At 46.7% G+C, this 21,214-nt stretch carries 20 protein-coding genes; 5 read left to right on the top strand and 15 right to left on the bottom strand.

Features of this window, described 5'->3' with window-relative positions; genetic code table 11:
• Positions 1-214 precede the first annotated feature (214 nt).
• From ACFBZI_RS05625 to dxs, 3 genes are all read right to left on the bottom strand, one after another.
• A complete protein-coding gene (locus tag ACFBZI_RS05625; RefSeq protein WP_375715423.1) occupies positions 215-355 on the bottom strand; it encodes a hypothetical protein in 141 nt (46 codons plus the stop codon).
• 368 nt (positions 356-723) lie between these two features.
• The gene (locus ACFBZI_RS05620) at positions 724-1,557 is read right to left on the bottom strand and encodes an inositol monophosphatase family protein (protein ID WP_375715422.1); all 834 of its coding nucleotides are present in this window, start codon (positions 1,555-1,557) and stop codon (positions 724-726) included.
• Between the two features lie 180 nt (positions 1,558-1,737).
• The gene (dxs, locus tag ACFBZI_RS05615) at positions 1,738-3,822 is read right to left on the bottom strand and encodes a 1-deoxy-D-xylulose-5-phosphate synthase (protein ID WP_375715421.1); all 2,085 of its coding nucleotides are present in this window, start codon (positions 3,820-3,822) and stop codon (positions 1,738-1,740) included.
• A 376-nt stretch (positions 3,823-4,198) separates the two neighbouring features.
• Between dxs and ribA the strand changes: the two genes are divergently transcribed.
• From ribA to ACFBZI_RS05600, 3 genes are all read left to right on the top strand, one after another.
• Positions 4,199-4,801: a GTP cyclohydrolase II gene (gene ribA, locus ACFBZI_RS05610; RefSeq protein WP_375715420.1), complete on the top strand. Its 603-nt coding sequence runs from the start codon at positions 4,199-4,201 to the stop codon at positions 4,799-4,801.
• Between the two features lie 123 nt (positions 4,802-4,924).
• Positions 4,925-5,875, top strand: coding sequence for an oxygen-dependent coproporphyrinogen oxidase (hemF, locus tag ACFBZI_RS05605; protein ID WP_375715419.1), 951 nt, complete (start codon positions 4,925-4,927; stop codon positions 5,873-5,875).
• Positions 5,876-6,082: 207 nt separating this feature from the next.
• Positions 6,083-6,553 carry a c-type cytochrome gene (locus tag ACFBZI_RS05600; RefSeq protein ID WP_375715418.1) on the top strand — a complete coding sequence of 157 codons (471 nt, stop codon included), beginning with the start codon at positions 6,083-6,085 and terminating at the stop codon, positions 6,551-6,553.
• 118 nt (positions 6,554-6,671) lie between these two features.
• Here the strand turns inward: ACFBZI_RS05600 and ACFBZI_RS05595 are convergent, their stop codons facing one another.
• The 10 genes from ACFBZI_RS05595 to ACFBZI_RS05550 all read right to left on the bottom strand — a co-directional run bounded on the left by ACFBZI_RS05595 (position 6,672) and on the right by ACFBZI_RS05550 (position 17,124).
• Positions 6,672-7,466, bottom strand: a complete 795-nt coding sequence (locus ACFBZI_RS05595; RefSeq protein WP_375715417.1) for a crotonase/enoyl-CoA hydratase family protein — start codon at positions 7,464-7,466, stop codon at positions 6,672-6,674.
• A 413-nt stretch (positions 7,467-7,879) separates the two neighbouring features.
• On the bottom strand, positions 7,880-8,380 hold the full coding sequence (locus ACFBZI_RS05590) for a DUF2726 domain-containing protein (protein WP_375715416.1): 501 nt from the start codon (positions 8,378-8,380) through the stop codon (positions 7,880-7,882).
• A gap of 49 nt (positions 8,381-8,429) precedes the next feature.
• Positions 8,430-9,626 carry an SPOR and LysM peptidoglycan-binding domain-containing protein gene (locus ACFBZI_RS05585; RefSeq protein ID WP_375715415.1) on the bottom strand — a complete coding sequence of 399 codons (1,197 nt, stop codon included), beginning with the start codon at positions 9,624-9,626 and terminating at the stop codon, positions 8,430-8,432.
• A 221-nt stretch (positions 9,627-9,847) separates the two neighbouring features.
• On the bottom strand, positions 9,848-11,155 hold the full coding sequence (locus ACFBZI_RS05580) for a bifunctional folylpolyglutamate synthase/dihydrofolate synthase (protein WP_375715414.1): 1,308 nt from the start codon (positions 11,153-11,155) through the stop codon (positions 9,848-9,850).
• Positions 11,156-11,311: 156 nt separating this feature from the next.
• Positions 11,312-11,872 (bottom strand): DUF2059 domain-containing protein, encoded by a 561-nt coding sequence (locus tag ACFBZI_RS05575; RefSeq protein WP_375715413.1) that lies wholly within the window; start codon positions 11,870-11,872, stop codon positions 11,312-11,314.
• A gap of 186 nt (positions 11,873-12,058) precedes the next feature.
• Positions 12,059-12,943 carry an acetyl-CoA carboxylase, carboxyltransferase subunit beta gene (gene accD, locus ACFBZI_RS05570; RefSeq protein WP_375715412.1) on the bottom strand — a complete coding sequence of 295 codons (885 nt, stop codon included), beginning with the start codon at positions 12,941-12,943 and terminating at the stop codon, positions 12,059-12,061.
• 275 nt (positions 12,944-13,218) lie between these two features.
• Positions 13,219-14,052: a tryptophan synthase subunit alpha gene (trpA, locus tag ACFBZI_RS05565; protein WP_375715411.1), complete on the bottom strand. Its 834-nt coding sequence runs from the start codon at positions 14,050-14,052 to the stop codon at positions 13,219-13,221.
• Positions 14,053-14,190: 138 nt separating this feature from the next.
• On the bottom strand, positions 14,191-15,420 hold the full coding sequence (gene trpB / locus ACFBZI_RS05560) for a tryptophan synthase subunit beta (RefSeq protein WP_375715410.1): 1,230 nt from the start codon (positions 15,418-15,420) through the stop codon (positions 14,191-14,193).
• A 100-nt stretch (positions 15,421-15,520) separates the two neighbouring features.
• A complete protein-coding gene (locus ACFBZI_RS05555; RefSeq protein ID WP_375715409.1) occupies positions 15,521-16,282 on the bottom strand; it encodes an SDR family NAD(P)-dependent oxidoreductase in 762 nt (253 codons plus the stop codon).
• Positions 16,283-16,353: 71 nt separating this feature from the next.
• Positions 16,354-17,124 carry a TSUP family transporter gene (locus ACFBZI_RS05550; protein ID WP_375715408.1) on the bottom strand — a complete coding sequence of 257 codons (771 nt, stop codon included), beginning with the start codon at positions 17,122-17,124 and terminating at the stop codon, positions 16,354-16,356.
• 370 nt (positions 17,125-17,494) lie between these two features.
• On the opposite strand from ACFBZI_RS05550, the gene ACFBZI_RS05545 reads away from it, so the two are divergent.
• Positions 17,495-17,617 carry a hypothetical protein gene (locus tag ACFBZI_RS05545; RefSeq protein ID WP_375715407.1) on the top strand — a complete coding sequence of 41 codons (123 nt, stop codon included), beginning with the start codon at positions 17,495-17,497 and terminating at the stop codon, positions 17,615-17,617.
• Between the two features lie 178 nt (positions 17,618-17,795).
• Here ACFBZI_RS05545 and ACFBZI_RS05540 read toward each other — a convergent pair whose 3' ends face one another.
• Both ACFBZI_RS05540 and ACFBZI_RS05535 read right to left on the bottom strand, forming a co-directional pair.
• Positions 17,796-18,449: a phosphoribosylanthranilate isomerase gene (locus ACFBZI_RS05540; RefSeq protein WP_375715406.1), complete on the bottom strand. Its 654-nt coding sequence runs from the start codon at positions 18,447-18,449 to the stop codon at positions 17,796-17,798.
• A 120-nt stretch (positions 18,450-18,569) separates the two neighbouring features.
• Positions 18,570-19,241 carry a DUF4230 domain-containing protein gene (locus ACFBZI_RS05535; RefSeq protein ID WP_375715405.1) on the bottom strand — a complete coding sequence of 224 codons (672 nt, stop codon included), beginning with the start codon at positions 19,239-19,241 and terminating at the stop codon, positions 18,570-18,572.
• Positions 19,242-19,432: 191 nt separating this feature from the next.
• Here ACFBZI_RS05535 and ACFBZI_RS05530 point away from each other — a divergent pair, with 191 nt between their 5' ends.
• Positions 19,433-21,151 (top strand): proline--tRNA ligase, encoded by a 1,719-nt coding sequence (locus ACFBZI_RS05530; RefSeq protein ID WP_375715404.1) that lies wholly within the window; start codon positions 19,433-19,435, stop codon positions 21,149-21,151.
• The last annotated feature ends 63 nt before the right edge of the window (positions 21,152-21,214 follow it).

Genomic DNA, 21,214 nt, shown 5'->3' with positions numbered 1-21,214 from the left:
TTGTAGGTCTTTTGTTTTATCTCTTAATAGCCAAAATCAAATAATAACCAAATAATAACCAGCATTCGAAAATTGGTTGGTTATTGCTATGATGATTAATGCAAAAAACCGCCCTAAGGCGGCTCTTTTTAATCAATCACAATCATTGGTCAATTTGGGTTTTGGTAATCTTGATTGCCAACTTAATATGATAATTCATATCACAAACTTAACATTAGGCAGTCATCGCCAACGGCTCGGCATTGCCTTTTGCCAATTTGGCAAGCACTTTGGCAATCATCTCGGCGGTGATGGGTCGCTCTTTGCCTTTTGATAAAACATTCATCTCGATGATTTGGCGTTTTGGCTGATTCATGTGAACTCCTTTGGCGTCTGGCGGTTTTGGATTACCCTTGTAAAACCTGCCCAAATGCTTGGTTTATACTTAGTTAATTTGAATTAATTTGATGGCTTAGTATAACCCAAGCTTACAAATGTACACAACGATTTATTGCCATTTTTGCCCATGAAAGTGTAAACACTTGTTTCATATTTGACACATCTTGTCATACTTTTATCATACCTTGGCACAGCTTAAATTTGGCTCAAGTTATGATAAATTTTTTTAAATTTAGCAAGTTTTCAGCAAATTTTTACCAAAAAAAAAATGACGCTCGGTTTGGCGTCATTTTAGGATTAATCGGTCAATTTGGTATTGATGATTTGGATAAATGCGTGGCAAAATTAGCCAACCAACGCATTTTCCCATCTTGGAACAACCAGTTGCATCAGCGGCTTAAGCATTTTCATGTTGCAAGCGAACACTGAGCCAGTCTGCATGGCGTTTGGCGCGCCTTTATGATCAACGACGACGCCACGAGCTTCGGTAACAATCAGCTCGCCTGCCGCCACATCCCAAGGCTTTAGCGACATCTCAAAATAGCCATCAAAACGCCCTGCTGCCACATAGCACAAATCCAATGCTGCCGAACCCAAACGGCGAACTTGACCGCCGTTTTCGCAGATGGCTTGTAGGCTGGCGAAATGCTGACGAGCAAAACTCACTCGCTCATCGCCAACCATTCGCTCATATGGGTGGCCTGTGGTAAACAGTCCGCCTTCGATGGTCTTGTGTTCGCTGACTTGTAGGCGGCGTTGGTTCAGCACTGCACCACGCCCACGACTGGCAGAAAACAGCTCATCACGCACTGGATCATATACCACGCCATGCTCGGTTACGCCGTTTTTTTGGACAGCGATAGATACACAAAAATGCGGCACGCCATGCACAAAATTGTGCGTGCCATCAAGCGGATCAATCACCCAGCACCAATCAGCATCGGCACCTTTGCCTTCTTGTAGGCCAAATTCTTCGCCCAAATACGAATGATTTGGATAGCTTTCTTTGAGTATGGCAATGGTCAATTCTTCGGCATAACGGTCAATTTGAGTAACCAAACCGTCCAAACCCTTTGATTCAACTGCCAAATCCAAACGATGGCGGTTTTGATGCGCTCGCAAAATTTCATGACCTACTTTTTTGGCTGCGTTCGCTGCCATCACGACCATCGGTTCCATACAGTACACCTGCTTTAATTAATTAGAAAATTTAAATAAAAATAAAATCATTACGCTCGTCACGCAAACCCTTTATTATACGCTAAAAGTTGATAAAAAACCAACGAAAATTGGCGACTTCAGCTGATTTTATCGCTTGATTGTTGGCTTGGCTGTCAGTTTGATAAATTATCCAACAACTTAACGCTGGATAAATTGCTCAAGTGATTGATAAATCCCTGCCTTATCAAGACCGCAATGGGCAAGCTGCTCTTCGTGGCTGGCGTGATGGATAAAATCGTCCTTGATGCCCAAATTAAGCAGTTTTGGGCAATTGTCCAGTCCAATCAACCATTCATTGACCGCACTACCTGCCCCACCTGCGATTTGATGCTCTTCGACCGTGGCAATGTGTGTGATGCCAGACGCCGCCAGTTGCTCAAGCAGTACCGTATCCAAAGGCTTGACCCAGCGCATATCCACCACCGTGCAAGCGATGTCGTAACTGCCCTGCAACGACTGAGCCGCCGCCAAAGCATCTGCCAGACGAGTGCCGAACGCCAGCACCGCAAGTCTTGTCTTGGCATTGCCATTATCCGACTGCCAGACGATATTAGCACGCCCAATCTGGTACGGCTCATCTGCCAGATTTACCGCTCGCCCAACGCCCACGCCACGGGGATAACGCACCGCCGCCGTGCCTTTGTGCCAATAGCAAGCGTTTAGCAGCTGATGGCATTCATGCTCATCACTGGGGGCGGCGATGATGATATTTGGCACGCAGCGTAAATACGCCAAATCAAACACGCCTGCATGCGTCGCCCCATCTTCACCGACCAGCCCTGCTCTGTCGATGGCAAAAGTCACATCTAGATGCTGCAATGCCACATCGTGAATCAGCTGATCATAGCCACGCTGCAAAAATGTCGAATAAATCGCCACCACAGGCTTGATTCGACCTGAAGTCGCCATGCCTGCCGCCAAAGTTACGGCGTGCTGCTCGGCAATCGCCACATCAAAAAATCTGTCTGGGTAACGCTTGGCATAGTCCACCATGCCAGAGCCTTCTGCCATCGCTGGCGTGATGGCGACCAAATGCTCATCAATGCTGGCGGTATGCTCCAGCCAATCGCCAAAAATTTGCGAATATTTCTTGGCGGTGGGTTTTGGTGCGGTGTCACTGGCGGTGGTTTTTGGTAATTTACCAATGGCGTGATAGCCAATCGGATCGGCTTCTGCTGGCAAAAATCCCTTACCCTTGACCGTATGCACATGCACCAATACCGCACCTTTTAGCTGCTTGGCTCGCTCAAGCACGCTGATAAGTTTGGGCAAATCATGGCCATCAAATGGCCCCAAATAAGTAAACCCAATCGCTTTAAATAAATTGTCTGCAAATAGCTTATCGCCGATTTTTTCGACAATTTTATCAGGCAAGGGTGATGACACCATGCCCGAAAACAGCTCGCTGATTTTTTCGCCAATTTTACTGGGCAAACGAGTTGAAACATCTTCAAGCGCACCATTTGCCATGTGCAAATAATGGCGAATGCGGCGATCGTCTGATGAAATATCTCGCTTGACCATCAAAATGTTGCCATGTTTGTCAATATCCATCGCCAAACCACGCTGCCACAGCTTGGCCAAATGGCGTGAAAAACCGCCAATGGCTGCCGAAATGGACATATCGTTATCGTTTAGCACCACCAATAAATCGGCGTTTTGTTGCACAGCGTCATTCATCGCTTCAAACGCCATGCCACCTGTCATCGCACCATCGCCAATCACTGCCGCCACTTTGCACGGCTCACCCAAAAGATTGGACGCCAAACTCATGCCCAAGGCTGCCGAGATGGAAGTAGACGAATGCCCCACGCCAAAAGTGTCATACTGGCTCTCGCTCCGCTCAGGAAATGCTGTCAGCCCATCTTTTGAGCGAATGCTTGGCAAGCGATCACGGCGACCTGTCAAAACTTTATGGGCGTAGGCCTGATGTCCCACATCCCACACCAGCTTATCGTGCGGCGTGTCTAGTACCGTATGCAAGGCGATGGTCAGCTCAACCACACCCAAATTTGCCCCAAAATGCCCACCGCTGACGCCTGTTGAGTACAGCAAATAAGCACGCAGCTCATCTGCCAGCTGCAAAAGCTCAGCCGTTGAGAGCCGCTTAAGATCGGCAGGCGTTGCCACACGATCCAAAATCGGCGTGTCAGGGCGTGTTGCCAAAATTTCATCAAAAACTTTGGCTTGATGCACTTGGCGATGGGTGGCTAAATCCGTCATGATTGCTTAGCTTCCAATTGTTATAACTTTATGTGATACATTGATATGATAAATTGCATTTCATCATCAAAAATAGTGTGGCATAATAGTGCTTTGATACTTTTGATAGCACCGCCAAGCTGCTGGCTTTTGCCGATGATGGCAAATTGGCTAAATTGGCTTAACTGGCGACATCAGACTATTTTACAAGATAGCCTTTGTTTTTGCTAGAAAAACCCCCATTAATTGATGGTTTTTCATCAAAACTTATACAAATCACCGCCAAACATGCCATGCTGATGATTTTTTGGGCGGTTTTATGCAATTGGTGTCATTTGCCCCTTGGGTCAAATCGGCTGCCGTCTTATCAATTTGTATCATATTTAAGGGGAATATTTTGTATCAATTTATCGCCAAAGCCAAATTGCCAACCATTCACGGCGATTTTGACATTCATGTTTTTGAAAATCAAGACGGTCAAGAGCATGTTTTATTAAGCGTTGGACTGCCAAACCAAACCGACAAATTGCCACTGATACGCATTCATTCTGAATGTCTGACAGGCGATGCTTTTGGCTCGCTAAAATGCGACTGCGGTCCACAGCTTAACGCCGCCATGCAAGCCATTCAAGTTCATGGCGTGGGGGCGATACTGTATCTGCGTCAAGAAGGCCGTGGCATCGGTCTGACCAACAAAATCCGTGCCTATGCCTTACAAGATCAAGGGCATGACACGCTGCAAGCCAATCTACTACTTGATTTGCCTGCCGATGCACGCAGCTATGAAATGTGCCGTGAGATGCTGGCACATGTCGGCATCAGCCAAGCCGCCTTGATGACCAATAATCCCAATAAAGTCAATGAATTAAATCAAATTGGCATCGAAGTTGTCGAACGCATTCCACTGATTGTCGGGGTCAATCAGCACAATCAAGACTATCTGAGCGTCAAAGGGGCAAAGATGGCACATTTTATCAAGCCAGACGATTTGCAAGGATAATCGGTTGATTTTTCGATGTTTTTTGATGTTTTTGGTGATTGTGCCACATTTGCCAGCATCACGATTGGGGCAGTTAAAGTTTAGTTTTATTAATCAGTTTTTGTTTGTTTTAGGGATAACGCCATGCAAGCACAAATCGCAGAAGTTAAGAAATTTTTATTAAACTTACAAGATAATATCATCAAAGCACTAGAGCAACAAGAAAGCACTGGCGGCGTCGATGGTCATAGCCAAACCAAATTTGTCGCTGACATCTGGGAGCGTCCCGAAGGCGGTGGCGGTCGCTCTTGCGTGTTTGCTGGCGGTCAGGTAATCGAAAAAGCAGGCGTCATGTTTAGCCACATTCACATCAAACAAATGCCAGCGTCTGCCACGCTACGCCACCCACAACTGGCTGGCTGCCGTGCCGAAGCCTTGGGCGTCTCACTGGTCATTCACCCAAAAAACCCTTATGTACCAACCAGCCACGCCAATGTGCGGCTGTTTGTCGCCACACCCAACGATGGCGGCGAGCCGATTTGGTGGTTTGGCGGTGGTTTTGATTTGACGCCTTTTTACCCAAACCTTGACGACATCAAGCACTGGCACGGCATCGCCAAAACCTTGTGCCAGCCATTTGGCGACGAAGTTTATCCCAAATATAAAGCATGGTGCGATGAGTATTTTTATCTTAAGCATCGTGATGAATGCCGTGGCGTGGGCGGTCTGTTTTATGACGATCTTAATACCAAAAGCACAGGCTGGGATTTTGCCACTTGCTTTGCATTCATGCAGGCGGTCGGGCAAGGCTATATCGATGGCATTGTGCCGATTTTTGAACGTAATAAGCACAAAGCCTACGGCGAGCGTGAACGCCAATTTCAGCTCTATCGCCGTGGCCGCTATGTCGAATATAACTTGGTTTATGATCGTGGCACGCTGTTTGGCTTGCAGTCCAACGGTCGCACCGAATCCATCTTGGTATCGATGCCGCCTTTGGCATCTTGGGAATATCGCTACGAGCCACAAGCTGGCACGCCTGAATTTGAGCTGACCGATTTTTATCTAAAACCCAAAGACTGGCTGTCGCTTTAGTTGGCTTGATTGATTTGGTGAATTAAATAAACTGTCTGATTTGTTTAAATCAATCAGACAAAAACTTCGCCATGCCAAAAATCTACTCACAAATCCATCAGATGTTTTAACATTTGTTTAATTTTTGTGTTTTTTACAAAAAATTTGCTTTGACTTGGCGTGGTTTTGGGTAAAATAAACAATTTTAGCCACCCCATAGGAAGCGATATGTTAAATAAAATTATCCCTGTCGGTCTGTTGTCTGCCGCCATCGCCTTGACTGGCTGCAGCCAAAACAGCACAAACAGCTCAAGCGACAACGCCGCACCAGCCACTCAACAAGAGCAGCGTGCCAAGCTGATGAAAGACTGGCGTCATGCCAACGAAGGCATGAAGGCAATGATGGAAAATCCAGACACCTTTGATGCCGCCACCTTCAAAGAGCGTGCCAATGTCATCGCCGACAGCACAGCTCAGATGTGGCAGCATTTTGAAGGCGAGTCAGCCAAAGGCGGTAAAGCTGAAGACGCCATCTGGACAAATGCCGCTGATTTTTCGGCAAAAACCGAAGAATTTAACGCCGCTGCTGCCGCTTTGGCAACCGCTGCCGCCACTGCCACCAGCGTAAGCGATGTCGAAGCCCTGTACGGCAAAATGGCAAGCTCTTGCGGCTCATGCCATAAAGTTTATAAAAAATAAACTTAAATTTTAATTAAAATTTTACTGCCGATATTGCCTGCGATGTCGGCAGTTTTTGATGGATTTGTACAATTCCATCACTTGACCAAACGCCGCATGACTCAAATCAGCCAATCATTCAGCCAAATTGCCGCTTGCCAAACTCAATCACCGCCCCTTTGGCTTTTTTGATGGCAAGTTTGCGATTATGCCCAAGCATCAGCTTGATTTGCCACAGCTTTTCTTGATATAACGCCCTGCAGCTTGGGCGATTGCTCAGATTTAGTACACGCTTGGCAGCCAGCACCGCATCAGGCGAACGCTCGATAATCTGTGCAACTATCTGATTTGCCAATGCCATAGGGTCATCGGCAAGGTGCGTTACCAGCCCAAAAGCATGGGCTTCATCTGCCGTAATCATCTTGGCGGTCATCGCCAGCTGCTTTAGAATATCACGGCGAATGTCCGCCGCCGTCTGCGTGATACCCATATCCGCCACCAAGCCCCACTTGGCTTCAAGCACCGACAGCCGTGCATCTGTACTGACAATGCGAATGTCCGCTCCCAGTGCCAACTGCAAACCGCCGCCCACGCACACGCCTTCAATCACCGCAATCACTGGCATCGGTAGCGACTGCCAAACCAAGCACACTTTTTGAAATTTACTCGGTGTCGGCTTGGCAAGCTGATACAACGCCAGCCCCAAATTTTTGGGATTATTCAAATCCGCCAAATCCAGCCCAGCACTAAAATCACCTGCCGCTCCCACCAAAATCACTGCACGCACTTGGGGGTTGTGCCTAAGTCGCTTGGCAACATCAAGCAGCTCGTCCATCATCACAAAGCTGATGGCGTTTTTCTTGGCTGGACGGTTTAGCGTGATGGTGGCGATGTCATGGTCGACTTGCACGCTTAGTGTTTGATAATTTTTCATGGTTTATCCTGCTTGGGTTTGGTTATTTGAGCAAATTTTACAAACTTTGTTGGCTTTATCAGGTTTGCTCGCCTGCCGTGTCGCCAGTGTAGCATAAAATTGATAAACCGCCCAAAAGCACCCACTCACCGATGGGTCATTTTTAGGTGATGATTTGGCAAGTGGCAATTTGGCAAATTGAGCGGTTTTGTGTCTTTTGATAAATGAAAGATGGAAAAATAGGGAAGTTTCAAAGTTCGATTTTTAAGAAAAAAATACAGACTGGCTTTGGATAAACTGTTGCCAATTTGGCGGTTTGGTAATTTGGTAATTTATCGGTTTGGCAATGCGTTTGGCAAAATTAAAAACCAAAACAAAAAAACCGCCATCTGATTTGGCGGTTTGGCAATTTGATAATTTAATCATTGGGCAATTTAACGATAATGGTGTAACACCGTCAGCACATCATGGCGAATCATCTCGCTGCTTGGCATCTTTTCGGCATGAAAGCGAATGATGGGAATGCCAGCACTGGCAAGGGCTTTGTCTTTTTTGGCGTCCTGCTTTTGGCGAGTTTTGCTCTCGTGCGTCCAGTCGTCCAGCTCGATGGCGGCCAGCACGGTTTGCAAATCGTCATGCACCAGCACAAAATCCACACTCTGCCGACATACTCGATTGAACCAAAATTGCCGCTCGCTCGCCACATCGATGGTCGGTTCAATCATGCGTGACAGCTGCACCTGCCCAAAAATGTGGTATTCAGGCAGTGCGGTTTTGAGTTTTTTAAAAAACAACACTTCGCTATCGGTCATCAAAGGCATCGGCTCAAACGGCCAAACTGGCATGTCATCGCCCTTGATTTTTTTGGCTTTTGGGCGAAAAATCACGGCAAGCAGCACCAAGGCAGCCAGCCCAATCATTAAATATCCAATCATAAAAGAGCAATTCCTAGCAGATACTTTGTGATAATCAGCACCAATTTACTCATTGTGCTTGATGCACAAATGCCCCTGATGAGCTGACACGAGAGTCATTGCTGATTTTGTTGCGTAAGGCTTTGGCATCGGCTTCGGATTTTTCGCTACCAACCAAAACACGCAGTCCACGGCTGGTATTGCTGGTGGTAACTCGATAGCCTGCCGCACGATACTGCTTGACGATTTCGTCCACTTTTTCTTTGTCTGGTGAGATGGCGACTTGCACCGTGTAGCGGCCAGACAGCTGCGGATTTTGAGATTTGGTTTCAGATTTTTTGTTGTCGGATTTATTGTCGGTTTTGTTATCGCCAGACTTTTGGGTGTCTTGTTTGCTGCTGGTTTTTTCTTTGCTTTTGCTGCTTTGATTGGCTTGGCGTGCTTTGGCATCACGCTCTAGGCGTGCCACTTGTGATGATGATGGGATTTTGATGCTGTGTCCTGCTCGCAAAATATCATCACGACTCATGCCGTTGGCTTCGGCCAATGCCGCCACCGAGATGCCATGACGATTGGCGATGACAGTCAAGCTCTCGCCTTGCTGCACTTGGTGCGTGCCTGCCTTGGTGGTTTTGTCGGATTTACTGTCAGACTTGTTGTCGGCTTTTTTATCCGATTTATCCGTCTTGGCTTGGGCAGTGTCAGGTTTTTTCTGCTCTTTGGTTTTGTCGGATTTGTCTGCTTTTTTATCATCAGCAGGTTTATTGGCTGGTTTTTGCTCTTTGGCTTGGGCAGCTTTTTTGGCCGCTTCAGCTTCGGCGGCTTTTTTGTCGGCTTCGGCTTTTTTGGCTGCTTCAATCGCTTCTGGGCGAGTCTGTACGGTCGGTGCAGCGATTAGCTCACTTTTGGCGGCACTGTCGGCTGAGACTTCTTGGGTATTGGCAGGATTACGCCCCTGTGCTTCTGCGTTGGCTTTTTCGATGGCTTGCTTGCGAGCGTTATTTTGTTCTTCAAGCAGGGCATCGGTTTGTTTTTTGAGCTGCTGGGTGTGTGCTTCTCGCTGGCGTTGCTTTTCGGCAAGCAATTTGCCTTCGGTTGCTGCATCAGCGGTCAAAGGCTGCACCACAGGCTTGGCAACCTTGGCATCAGCGGTCTGGGCGGTGTGTGCCGAATGCGTATCAGATGCATTGTTTTTTGCCAATGCAAAAAATGCCAGCCCACCACTGACGATGAGTGCAACCCCCAACATTACCTGCTTTGATACCATAATCCACCACCAGATGTCGTTAAATTTTATGGATTTTTTATGAACTGCTTTTGAGCCGACTTTTGGCAGTTGCCCAAAACGCCCAAAAAGCAATCCTTATCCCAAACTGCTAAAAATATCGGTTTTTTGTCAAATTGTCAAGATTTGGGCAAGTATTTTAAACAGTATTTGTCAATAAATTTGTCAAACTTATATTTATTTGCCCATGATACCAATTTGTCTTAATACGGCTTGCCAAACAGCGTAATCAAACTTTCGCTAATCGTGTGAAACGAGCCAAACACCACAATCAAATCATCATCACCGCTATCAGCAATCACGCCATGCGTCGCCTGCGACAAGCTGTCATATTCATGTACCGCATCAATGTAGCGACGGACAATGCCAGACAGCTCATCGAGCGGCATCGCACGGGGATTATCAATGCTGGCAATGTGCCAATCACCATCGGCAATTTGCCCTGCCTGTATGGCGGCGTGTACTTGGCTAAGCACCGCATCGACATCTTTATCGCCAAGCATCGAAAACAGCACTTTTTGGCGAGCATTGGGGTATTTATCAAGATGAGCCTGCCAAGCGTCCGCCCATTGTGTGATAAAAAAGCTGATGCCATGTGCATTGTGTGCCACATCAAAAATCCAATGCCTGTCATCAATCACACGGCAATCAAACCGCCCTGCCAGCTTCACCGAACTTACCGCTTGGGCAATCGCCGACAAATCAAGTGTCAGCGGACTTGCCAGCACCGCCGCCACGGCATTGGCGGCATTCATTAGCGACAGCTGCGGCTTAGGCAGGCTGATGCTCAGTGCTGCATTTGAAAACACCCACGAATCTTGCTGCTCGATAAATTCATAAGCCACGCCCAACTGATGAATGTTATCCGTCAAGTCTTTGGCAATGCGATGCACGCTGTCTGGCAAGGATTTTGCTCCCAAAATCACAGGAATGCCTTGGCGGATAATGCCCGCTTTTTCGGCACCGATTTTTTCGATATCATCGCCCAGCCAGTCCACATGGTCGATGCCGATATTGGTAATCACCGCCACATCAGGGTCGATGATATTCACCACATCTAACCTGCCGCCCAGTCCAATCTCCAGCACCCAAACATCACAGTCAGCCTTGGCAAATAACCAAAATGCCGCCAAAGTCGTCATCTCAAAAAACGACAACGACAAACCTTCAGCAATGCGTGCCGCTTCGACAACTTCAAAGGCTCGTATCAAATCATCATCACCAACTGCCACGCCATCGATACGCACACGCTCGGTAAATGACACCAAATGCGGCGACTGGTACAGAGCGGTTTTTAATCCATTGGCTTGGCAAATCGCCGCAATCACCGCCGTGGTTGAGCCTTTGCCGTTCGTGCCTGCCACCGTAAACACAGTCGGCGGCTTATCCATATCCGCCTTTAGCACGCCCAGACGCTTTGCCACTGGCAAAACTCGCTCCAGCCCCATATCGATGGCAGACACATGAATGCCTGCGATGTAATCTAGCCACTGACCCAGTGATTTTTGCATGATGCCAATTCCGTGATGATTATAAGATGATTGGTTAAGATGGTTAAAATTACTGCCTATTGTACTTGATTTTGTGGCGTTTGATAAGTTATCCATGCCAAATCACAAAAACAAAAATCACCCAAAGTGGGTGATTGCTCGCTTGGCGTTGTGCCATTATTTTTCAAAGATTTGGTACATTGTTTTCATCAGCTTTCTTTGGTCAGCTTTGGCATCGCCAATATCTGCCTGTATTTCAGATTCCATCAGTACAAATTTAGCAATGACTTCCTTCGTAAAATCCTGATAAACTTGCATACTTTTTTTGACGGTACTCTGACCCACTGGCGTACCATAAAAATCATTCAGAGCATCAATTTCTTCTTGGGTGTAATTTCTTTTTATCACATCAGCAATCCGTTGGTGAACCATGTTGCGTACTTTTGGGTGATTGGCAATCTGCCGTGCTCTATCGCCAAAAACCTTGTCAGCCGCTTTGTCCATTTGTGTCAGCTGCTCGGCAGTCGCATCAGGGTATTGTTTTTTAATATAGTCAAACAATCCCACCTTGGCTGGCTGGGTAAAGCCAAAAGCAAAGCTCTCAGCAAAATCTTGTTCAAAATTCATCAGCTGCATATAGCGTTCAATAGACGCATCACTGGGCATACTGGCATGAGCCGCACCCACCAACAATCCTGCCGACAGCAACGCCACCATCATCATTGATTTGATTTTCATCAAGTTTTCCCTATTTTATAAATAAAAATGATTATTAATTCTATTTATTATAATCACAATCGTCCTGTCGGTCAAGCCAATAAAATGCTTTTTTGGCATAAAGTTATACAAAAAAGGCACAAATTGATGTGCCTTTGAAAATTTTGTAAAGTTTAACAGTGAAATGGTCGCCATGCCAACCAAGCATTAGGCGGCGACTTTGAGCAATTTTGCCAAAATGCGGTGCGTGGTATCCACCAACTGATGGCGATGCACCACCATATCCACCGTGCCTTTTTCAAGCAAAAACTCAGCACGCTGAAACGGCTCGTCCAACACTTCTCGCACCGTCTGCTCGATGACACGCTTACCAGCAAAGCCAATCATCGCCTTAGGTTCGGCAATATGCACATCGCCCAGCATCGCCAATGATGCCGTCACACCACCATAGACAGGATTGGTCAAGACGACCACATAAGGCACGCCCGCCAGACGCAGCCGCTCAATTGCTGCCGATGTGCGAGCCATCTGCATGAGCGATAACAGACCTTCTTGCATGCGAGCCCCACCAGATGCAGCAAAGCACACCAACGGCTTACGCTCCGCCAAGGCTTTTTCGGCAGCTTGGACAAAGCGGTCGCCCACCACCGACCCCATCGAGCCGCCCATAAAACGAAAATCAAAGGCACAAGCAATGATGTCTAGGTTTTTTAATTTGCCCGTCATCACCACCAAGCCTTCAGATTCGCCTGTTTTTTCTTGGGCTTCTTTCATGCGAGCAGGATACGGCTTAGAATCCACAAAGCCCAATGGGTTGCCTGTGGTAAATTCTTTGCCCAATTCTGCTTCAATGGTGTCCAAAAACCATTGCAAACGCTGGCGTGCGGTCATCGTCATATGATGGTCGCACTCAGGGCAGACATATTGATTGAGAATCAACGCCGTGTTGGTGGTCAGTGAATGGCAGTTGGGGCATTCGGTCGATGGTTCGGTCTCAACGGCCGTCAAAGTCGGCACTGTGGTACGCTTAACCCTCGGCACTTCACGCTGTAACCAAATGGTTGGCTTATCGGCAGGTGGTGTTTGGCTCATAATGATTCCTTTGTGATACAACAAGAGCAAGGCATGACTTGCCCAATTTTGGTATAGTTTACACTTGTAAATTGATTTTGGCAAACAAAATTTACAGCATCAATTCATGCCCCAGATTTATGGCACAAATTATCTGACAAATGCCGCTGCAAATTTATCTTGTCAATCAATACCGTCAATTGGGCTTGGTAAAACTTGCCAGACTTGCCATTTTTTATCATTGCTCATCTAATTATCAATGACGATTCATGACAATTTATGACAAGTATCGCCGCTTAGTCCAGCGTGTTCAATGCCGATTTTAGCTCGTCCATCTTGGCAAGCAAGGCGGCAACTGCCTGCTCGGTTGCCAAAGTGTCATCGGCGGCGATACCAGCGAAGTTTTTGACCAGCTCACTGCCAACAATCACGCCGTCCGCCACCGCACCCAGCGCCTTGGCAGAGACGCCATCACGGATACCAAAGCCCACACAGACAGGAATGTCGGTTTCACGCTTGATTTGGGCGACTTGCTCACGCACCACTTGGGTATCTAGAGCTGCCGAACCTGTAACACCTTTTAGAGAAACATAATAAATAAAGCCGCTGCAATTTTCGATAACTTTGGCTCGCCGTGCCGCATCGGTAGTCGGTGCCAACAGGAAAATTTGGTTCATCGGATTGTCCGTGCGTGCTGTCAGCTGCTTGGGGAAATCGCCTGCTTCTTTTGGTGGTAAATCCACCATCAAAATCGCATCTACGCCAGCATCAGCACACTGCTTGGCAAACTTATCATAACCGATAATCTCAACAGGATTTAGATAACCCATCACCAAAACTGGCGTGGTGGTGTTGGTTTTGCGAAATTCGGCAATCATCGCAATGGCATCGCTGGTGCTGGTACCTGCCGCCAAAGCACGCTCGGCAGCGTGGGCAATCACAGGGCCGTCCGCCATCGGATCGCTAAACGGCAAGCCAACTTCGATGATGTCGGCACCATGCTCAACCAACTGATGCATCAAAGATACCGTCACTTGTGGGTTTGGGTCGCCTGCCATGATATAGGGAATTAGGGCTTTTTTGCCTGCTTGACGCAAAGTGTCAAAGGTTGTTTCGATACGAGTTTTCATGAGATTTTAATTCATTTTTATGAGTTTATTAAACAGTTATCTTAATCAATCATGTCAGATAAGATGTTGGGATAATCGTATTGAATAATTACATTAGGTAATTGCATTCAATGATGATCAATGATCATCAACGCCAATTTAGTCCATCGATATGCCATCTTTTGCCATCACCGTGTGCAAATCTTTATCGCCACGCCCAGACATATTGATAATAATGGACTGATCAGGACGCATGCTTGCCGCCAGTTTTAGACCATAAGCGACAGCGTGCGAGCTTTCAAGCGCAGGGATAATGCCTTCTTTTCTGGTTACTTCTTTAAAGGCGTGCAAGGCTTCATCGTCAGTCGCTCCGACATATTGCACTCGCTGAACATCTTTTAAAAAGCTATGCTCAGGCCCAACCCCCGGATAATCCAAACCTGCCGAAATCGAATGCGTACCAAGGATTTGCCCTTCGTCGTCCGCCATCAGATAGGTGCGGTTGCCGTGCAGTACGCCCACACGCCCTGCTTGCAGCGGTGCAGCATGGTCTGGCGTATTCAGCCCCAGCCCATTGGCTTCCACGCCATACATTGCCACTTCACTGTCATTTAAGAAATCATAAAATAAGCCAATGGCATTGGAGCCGCCGCCCACGCACGCCACCAAAGCATCAGGCAATTTGCCAGTTTTTTCCAGATGTTGAATGCGAGCTTCTCGCCCAATAATCGCCTGAAAATCACGCACCAGCATCGGATATGGGTGTGGCCCTGCCACCGTGCCGATGATGTAGTAGGTGTTGTCGATGTTTGCCACCCAATCACGCATGGCTTCGTTCATGGCATCTTTTAGCGTGCGTGAGCCGCTGGTGACTGGCACAACCGTCGCCCCCAACAGTCGCATGCGATAAACATTCATCTTTTGGCGTTCGACATCGTCCGCCCCCATGTAAACCACGCACTCCAGCCCAAGGCGTGCGGCAATGGTCGCAGTCGCCACGCCGTGCTGACCTGCTCCAGTTTCGGCGATGATGCGTTTTTTGCCGACCATCTTGGCAAGCAGTGCCTGACCGATGGTGTTATTGACCTTATGCGCCCCTGTGTGGTTTAAATCTTCACGCTTAAAAAAAATCTTAGCACCGCCAATCTCATTGGTCAGCCGCTCGGCAAAGTACAGCGGAGTCGGACGGCCGACATAATCGGTCAAATCCGCCATAAATTCATTCCAAAACTCAGGGTTGGCTTTGGCGGTGTTATAAATCTCTTCCAGCTCTTCTAAAGCCTTCATCAAAGTTTCGGACACAAAACGCCCGCCATGCACTCCAAAATGCCCATCAGCATCAGGGAATTGGCTAAAATCAAGGTCATTGGCCGAATTTGTCGCACTCATTGTTTATCCTTAAGTTATACAAAATTGTCAATAATGCAAAATTTAATGACTAAATCCAAAAAAATAATTAAAACTCAAAAATCGCCAAATCCACTTTGGATTATCTGGCTACCGTCAGCCCAGCAAAAGTTTGAGCCGTTGGCATTACTTCTAGGCGGTTGATGTTGATATGCTTAGGCTGGCTGATAAGCCATGATACCATATTTGCAATGTCTTCAGGGCGGATAAATTCAACATTTTCATAAACCTTGCTCGCCCTTTCGTCATCACCATGAAAACGCACATTGCTAAACTCCGTACCACCGCACAGCCCCGGCTCGATGTTGGTCACTCGCACTTTTTTGCCCAGCAAATCGGCTCGCAAATTTAGGCTAAACTGCGTTACAAATGCCTTAGTCGCCCCATAGACATTCGCCCCAAAATATGGGTAATTGCCTGCCGTTGATGAAATATTAATCACCAAGCCGTCATCTTTGGCAACCATCAGCGGCAATATCTGATGCGTCATATTGACCAGCCCCAGCGTGTTGGTGTTAATCATCGTCTGCCAGTCGTTGATGTCGGCTTTATCGGCAGATTCCAGCCCTAACGCCAGCCCTGCGTTATTAATCAGCACATCGACATTGTCCAAAAGTTGTTTTGGTAAACTGTCCAAAGCGGCTTTGGTGGCGGCAACATCGCCAATATCAAAGCACAACGGAATGAACCGCTCGCCTGCCCCTTGTGCGGCAAAATGCTCTTGTAGCTCGGCAAGTTTATTGGCTCTGCGACCCGTGCCGATGACCGTGTGTCCGCTGTTGATACAATTAATGGCAATGGCTTTGCCAAAACCTGCCGTAACGCCTGTAACGATAATAATCATCGCTTTATCCTTAAATTTAGATTAATGGTATTAATAAGATTTATGATAAAAATATTTAAAATTTTAGGCAATTAGCCATTCATCATCAACCGATAAACCAGCGTTGCCATCATCAAAAACACCGTGATCATCAGCACCTTTTGGATAATCGCTCCGTTAGAGACGATGGCTTGGCGACTGCCCAAATGGTTGCCCAACAAATTTGCCAAAATCATCGGAACGCCGACCAATAACGCCATTTTGCCCGCCAATGCAAACGCCACAAAAGCACCGATATTGGACGAAAAATTAAAAATCTTCGATGTGGCTGATGCTTGTAATAATGGCAATGAATTGAGCAAAAACAGAGCAATGATAAAAATACTGCCTGTGCCGGGGCCAAAAAACCCATCATAAAATCCCACCAACAAGCAAGTGATAAACACTGCCAAAGCAGATTTTTTGATGGTTTGCGATTGGCTTTTATTAATCACTTTGCCTTTAAATAAAGTCGCCACCAAACCTATCGGCAATAACGCAAAAATAATGTACTCAATCACATGGCTTGGGAACATCAAAATCGCTTTAGCACCCAAAAAAGCCCCCAGCAATGCCGAAATGATGCCAATCGGCACAATGCTCCAGATGATTGATTTGGCTTTGATAAAATTTTTGATGGCAGCCACCGTACCTATCGTGCTGACCAACTTTTCTTGTCCCAATGCCAGCTGCGGCGGCATGCCAACCAACAAACACGCAGGTACCAAAATCAAGCCTGCCCCACCAGCAATCGCATCAATATAGCCTGCGATAAATGCAGCAATGATTAACACTGCCACGCCAATTACAAAATAATCAGCCATTAAGCTGCCATCAATATACATAAAAACTCCCAAAATTTCAAACTTTTAAATATCAAATCATCACAATGGTTTTATTTTTACTAACAAAACCCATCAATTTTTATGATAAATCATGATAAACTTGGCTTATTGTCGGCTTGCTAAGCGTTGGCAAATTGTTGGGCAAATTGAGCGTTTGGACACAGTTTTGGATAAAACAAAGCCAAATCACGAGCAAAAAGCCGCCTGTCGCACGATTTTTAACAAATAATCTTAAAGATAATTTTTATTAAAAATAAAAATTGCAGCAAATTAACCAAATTTATGACAAATTGATTGCTAAAAATAAAATTGAATAAAAAGAAAATTAAGAAATCAGAGATAAGCTCTGATGTGGTTGAATGGACTAACGCCAAGACTGCTGCGTCATCAGACGGCAGCGGATTTGTTTGGTAAATTGATCGGTGAAGGGTTTTTGGACGCAGGGCAAGCCGAAACTGTCGGCACACCGTAGCAATTGGTGCAGCAATCGGCAATTTGACAGATTGGCATTGATAAAATCAGCGTTGATAAAAGGCTTTATCATGCTAAAATTTCCCCTAAATAAAAACCGCCCAAAAAATTGGACGGCTTGGATTATAACAAATCTGATTGCCAATGGCTATTTTTTGACAAAATTTTCATTATTTTATTTAATGATGATTGTTTAAGTTTTTGATAAAATCCTGCATTTTTTGAGCGTCTTTAATACCGTGGGCTTGCTCGATGCCGCCACTGACATCGACCGCATAAATCGGCAAATCAGCGGTTTGGGCGACATTCTCCACCGTCAAGCCACCTGCCAAAATCACTGGCAGCGGCAAATCGCCATCAATAAGCGACCAATCAAATCGCTCGCCTGTACCGCCAAATTTATCGGCATGATAAGCGTCCAGCAATATCGCTGCCGCCCCTGCTTGGGCAAACTGCTCTGTCATCGCAAAAATCTTGGCAGCATCATGGCAAGTGGCATCGATTCGCAGTGCCTTTATCCAGCGTTTATTGACCAGTTTTGCCTGTCTTTGGCAATCGGCAGCCGTCTCATCACCATGAAATTGGATAACATCAAAAGGCACGGCATTGGCAATCTCAACCAGCTGCTCATCGCTGATATTGACCACCAAAGCCACAACGCTGACAAAGGCAGGAACACCGCTTGCCAAGGTTTTGGCTTGGGCAATGTCCACCGCTCTGGGGCTTGGCGGATAAAATACCAAACCAATGGCATCGGCACCTGCTTGCACCGCTGCCGCCACATCTGCTGGGCGAGTTAGGCCACAGAATTTGACTTTTTTAGCAATTTTCATCAGTTTATCTGTACACTTATCTATAAATTATCTGTAAATTAAGTTTTTTGGTAAATTAAACTACGGTATGATTTATTTAATTTAAGTCTATTTTTAAAGCTGTGTTAAAACTGGCGTTGTTTACTTGGCAGGCAACTGACAAGCTGCCGTGCCTTGGGCAACGACTGACACATCAACCGCCGCCAAGGTAAACAGATTTTCGATTTGCTTGACGCCATTATCCATCGCCAAAGTCAAAATCCCACCTTGGCATGCCTGCTGTAATATCTTGGCTTTGGCATCGCTTTGTACTTGGGCAAATAACGCAGGGTCTTTGTCCAACGCCCCAAACAACCCAGTTTGCCAATCATAAATCTCAATCTCGTCCAAAAATACTTCAAAAATTTCGGCAGGCGGTAGGCTAATTTGTACCGTTTGCCGCTGATTGCCTTGCTCATCTTGCTGCTGGGTGATTTGTACCATTTGCGTGCCAATATCGCCCAAATCAATGCCTGCCAGCACTCGCCCTTTGATGACAAATAGCCCTTTTTGTTTGTCCTGCCACAGTGCTTGCCAAGTGCCTTGTTTGTTGCTTGTAACCACAGTCTCAATGTTAAACGCCGAAGTCTGCAAGCGTGACAGTGCCTGGATTTTGCTAATCACGCCGTCTTTGGTGATAACATCGGCAGTGTCTTTGGGCTGATAAAAAAACATCGCCACCAAAGCCAGCACACCTGCCAATAATAGCACAATTAAGGTTGCCACCAAACCTTTGCCGTGTTCGCTACCAAAACCTGTTTTATTTGCCTGCATTGTCATTCTCCAACATCGCCAAATTGCCCATTTGGTGGGCAAGATTGGGTTAAAATACCACAAAAGCCGATAATTTTGTGCAAAATTGCCAAAAATTTGTTGCACATTACCCAAATTTTGCCTTAATATTGACCGTTTAATGATTTATTAAAATTTACCAAATTTCTCACTTTTTTTACAAAGGTCAAGCCATGAAAGCCAGTCAATTTTTATTTGCCACTTTAAAAGAAACCCCAAACGATGCCGACATCATCTCAAGCCAGCTGATGCTGCGTGCTGGCTTGATTCGCAAACTGGCTTCAGGTCTGTATGTGTGGATGCCAATGGGTTTGCGTGTCCTAAAGCGTGTCGAGCGTATCGTGCGTGAAGAGATGGACAATATCAACAGCCAAGAGCTTTTGATGCCAGTAACCCAGCCTGGTGAGCTGTGGCACGAATCTGGTCGCTGGGAAGATTATGGTGCTGAGTTGTTACGCTTTCAAGACCGCCACAGCCGTGATTTTGTGCTTGGGCCGACACACGAAGAAGTCATCACCGACATCGCACGCAACGAACTTAAAAGCTACAAGCAGCTGCCAGCGACTTTTTATCAAATCCAAACCAAATTCCGTGATGAGATTCGCCCACGCTTTGGGGTGATGCGGGCTCGTGAATTTACCATGAAAGATGCTTATTCTTTCCACATTGACAAAGAATCGCTTGCCCAAACTTACCAAGATATGTACGATGCTTACAGTCGCATTTTTACACGCTTGGGACTAAATTTCCGTGCCGTACAAGCCGACACTGGCTCAATCGGTGGCTTTGCATCGCACGAATTTCATGTGCTGGCTGACAGTGGCGAAGACGACATTGCCTTTTCTAGCGAGTCGGATTTTGCTGCTAATGTTGAGCTTGCCGAAGCCATCTGCACGACCGCTCGCCCTGCCCCAAGTCAAGCACGCACCGATGTGGATACGCCAGATATGCCAACTTGTGAAGCCGTTGCCGAGCATTTGGGCATTGCTTTGGCACAGACAGTAAAAACCTTGATTGTCAAAGGCAGCCACAGCCAAGACAACCCAGATGCACCAAAATTGGTGGCATTGGTACTGCGTGGTGATCACAGCCTAAACGAAATCAAAGCCGAAAAAATCGCCGCCGTCCACACGCCATTGACCATGGCCAGCGAAGATGAGCTAAAAGCGGCAGGCTTAATCAAAGGTTATATCAGCGTTGATGTGGATTTGCCTGTTTATGTGGATCGTGCGGCGGCAGCGTTGGCGGACTTTGTTTGTGGAGCCAATGTTGAGCATAAGCACACCACTGGTATGAACTGGGAGCGAGATGCTGCCATCACCGAAGTGGTGGACATTCGCAATGTCGTTGATGGCGATCCATCACCAGACGGTAAGGGCGTGCTAAGCATCAAGCGTGGCATCGAAGTTGGTCACATTTTCCAGTTGGGCGATAAATATTCCAAAGCCCTAAACTGTGCCGTGCTGGGCAAAGAAGGTAAGCCTGTTACGCTGATGATGGGCTGCTATGGCATCGGTGTTAGCCGCATCATCGCCGCCGCCATCGAACAAAATCATGACGACAACGGCATCATCTGGGCAGATCCGCAGGACAAGGCGGACAGCATCGCACCGTTTTATGTCGCCATCGTACCGATGAAATCTAAAGACGGTCAAGCCGAAATCAAGGCAGACGAGCTATACCAAACCCTAAAACAGCGTGGCATCAATGTCCTATTGGACGACCGTGACGAACGCCCCGGTGTCAAATTCGCCGACCTTGAGCTGATTGGCATTCCGCACCGCATTGTCGTCTCCGAACGCAACCTTGCCGAGAACAAATACGAGTATGTCAATCGCAGCACTGGCGAGAAACAAATGCTAAGCCTTGATGAAGTGTTGGCGTTGTTTTGAGTGTTGCCCTGCTTTGACGGTTGAATTATTTGGGTTTTATTTTTAAACTTTGAATGAATTTTG

This window comes from Moraxella marmotae, from assembly GCF_042219885.1.
Classification (GTDB): Bacteria; Pseudomonadota; Gammaproteobacteria; order Pseudomonadales; family Moraxellaceae; genus Moraxella; species Moraxella marmotae.
This window is presented reverse-complemented; position numbering and strand designations above follow the sequence as displayed.

What these genes read in the sequence shown, in the direction of transcription:
- hemF (WP_375715419.1), top strand. Translation starts at nt 4,925, where the DNA reads ATGCAAGCACAAATCGCAGAAGTTAAGAAATTTTTATTAAACTTACAA.
- ACFBZI_RS05575 (WP_375715413.1), bottom strand. Translation starts at nt 11,872, where the DNA reads ATGAAAATCAAATCAATGATGATGGTGGCGTTGCTGTCGGCAGGATTG.
- ACFBZI_RS05550 (WP_375715408.1), bottom strand. Translation starts at nt 17,124, where the DNA reads ATGGCTGATTATTTTGTAATTGGCGTGGCAGTGTTAATCATTGCTGCA.
- ACFBZI_RS05625 (WP_375715423.1), bottom strand. Translation starts at nt 355, where the DNA reads ATGAATCAGCCAAAACGCCAAATCATCGAGATGAATGTTTTATCAAAA.
- ACFBZI_RS05595 (WP_375715417.1), bottom strand. Translation starts at nt 7,466, where the DNA reads ATGAAAAATTATCAAACACTAAGCGTGCAAGTCGACCATGACATCGCC.
- ACFBZI_RS05620 (WP_375715422.1), bottom strand. Translation starts at nt 1,557, where the DNA reads ATGGAACCGATGGTCGTGATGGCAGCGAACGCAGCCAAAAAAGTAGGT.
- ACFBZI_RS05535 (WP_375715405.1), bottom strand. Translation starts at nt 19,241, where the DNA reads ATGCAGGCAAATAAAACAGGTTTTGGTAGCGAACACGGCAAAGGTTTG.
- ACFBZI_RS05545 (WP_375715407.1), top strand. Translation starts at nt 17,495, where the DNA reads ATGTGGTTGAATGGACTAACGCCAAGACTGCTGCGTCATCAGACGGCA.
- ACFBZI_RS05530 (WP_375715404.1), top strand. Translation starts at nt 19,433, where the DNA reads ATGAAAGCCAGTCAATTTTTATTTGCCACTTTAAAAGAAACCCCAAAC.
- ACFBZI_RS05580 (WP_375715414.1), bottom strand. Translation starts at nt 11,155, where the DNA reads ATGCAAAAATCACTGGGTCAGTGGCTAGATTACATCGCAGGCATTCAT.
- ACFBZI_RS05585 (WP_375715415.1), bottom strand. Translation starts at nt 9,626, where the DNA reads ATGGTATCAAAGCAGGTAATGTTGGGGGTTGCACTCATCGTCAGTGGT.
- trpB (WP_375715410.1), bottom strand. Translation starts at nt 15,420, where the DNA reads ATGAGTGCGACAAATTCGGCCAATGACCTTGATTTTAGCCAATTCCCT.
- accD (WP_375715412.1), bottom strand. Translation starts at nt 12,943, where the DNA reads ATGAGCCAAACACCACCTGCCGATAAGCCAACCATTTGGTTACAGCGT.
- trpA (WP_375715411.1), bottom strand. Translation starts at nt 14,052, where the DNA reads ATGAAAACTCGTATCGAAACAACCTTTGACACTTTGCGTCAAGCAGGC.
- ACFBZI_RS05540 (WP_375715406.1), bottom strand. Translation starts at nt 18,449, where the DNA reads ATGAAAATTGCTAAAAAAGTCAAATTCTGTGGCCTAACTCGCCCAGCA.
- ACFBZI_RS05600 (WP_375715418.1), top strand. Translation starts at nt 6,083, where the DNA reads ATGTTAAATAAAATTATCCCTGTCGGTCTGTTGTCTGCCGCCATCGCC.
- ACFBZI_RS05590 (WP_375715416.1), bottom strand. Translation starts at nt 8,380, where the DNA reads ATGATTGGATATTTAATGATTGGGCTGGCTGCCTTGGTGCTGCTTGCC.
- dxs (WP_375715421.1), bottom strand. Translation starts at nt 3,822, where the DNA reads ATGACGGATTTAGCCACCCATCGCCAAGTGCATCAAGCCAAAGTTTTT.
- ACFBZI_RS05555 (WP_375715409.1), bottom strand. Translation starts at nt 16,282, where the DNA reads ATGATTATTATCGTTACAGGCGTTACGGCAGGTTTTGGCAAAGCCATT.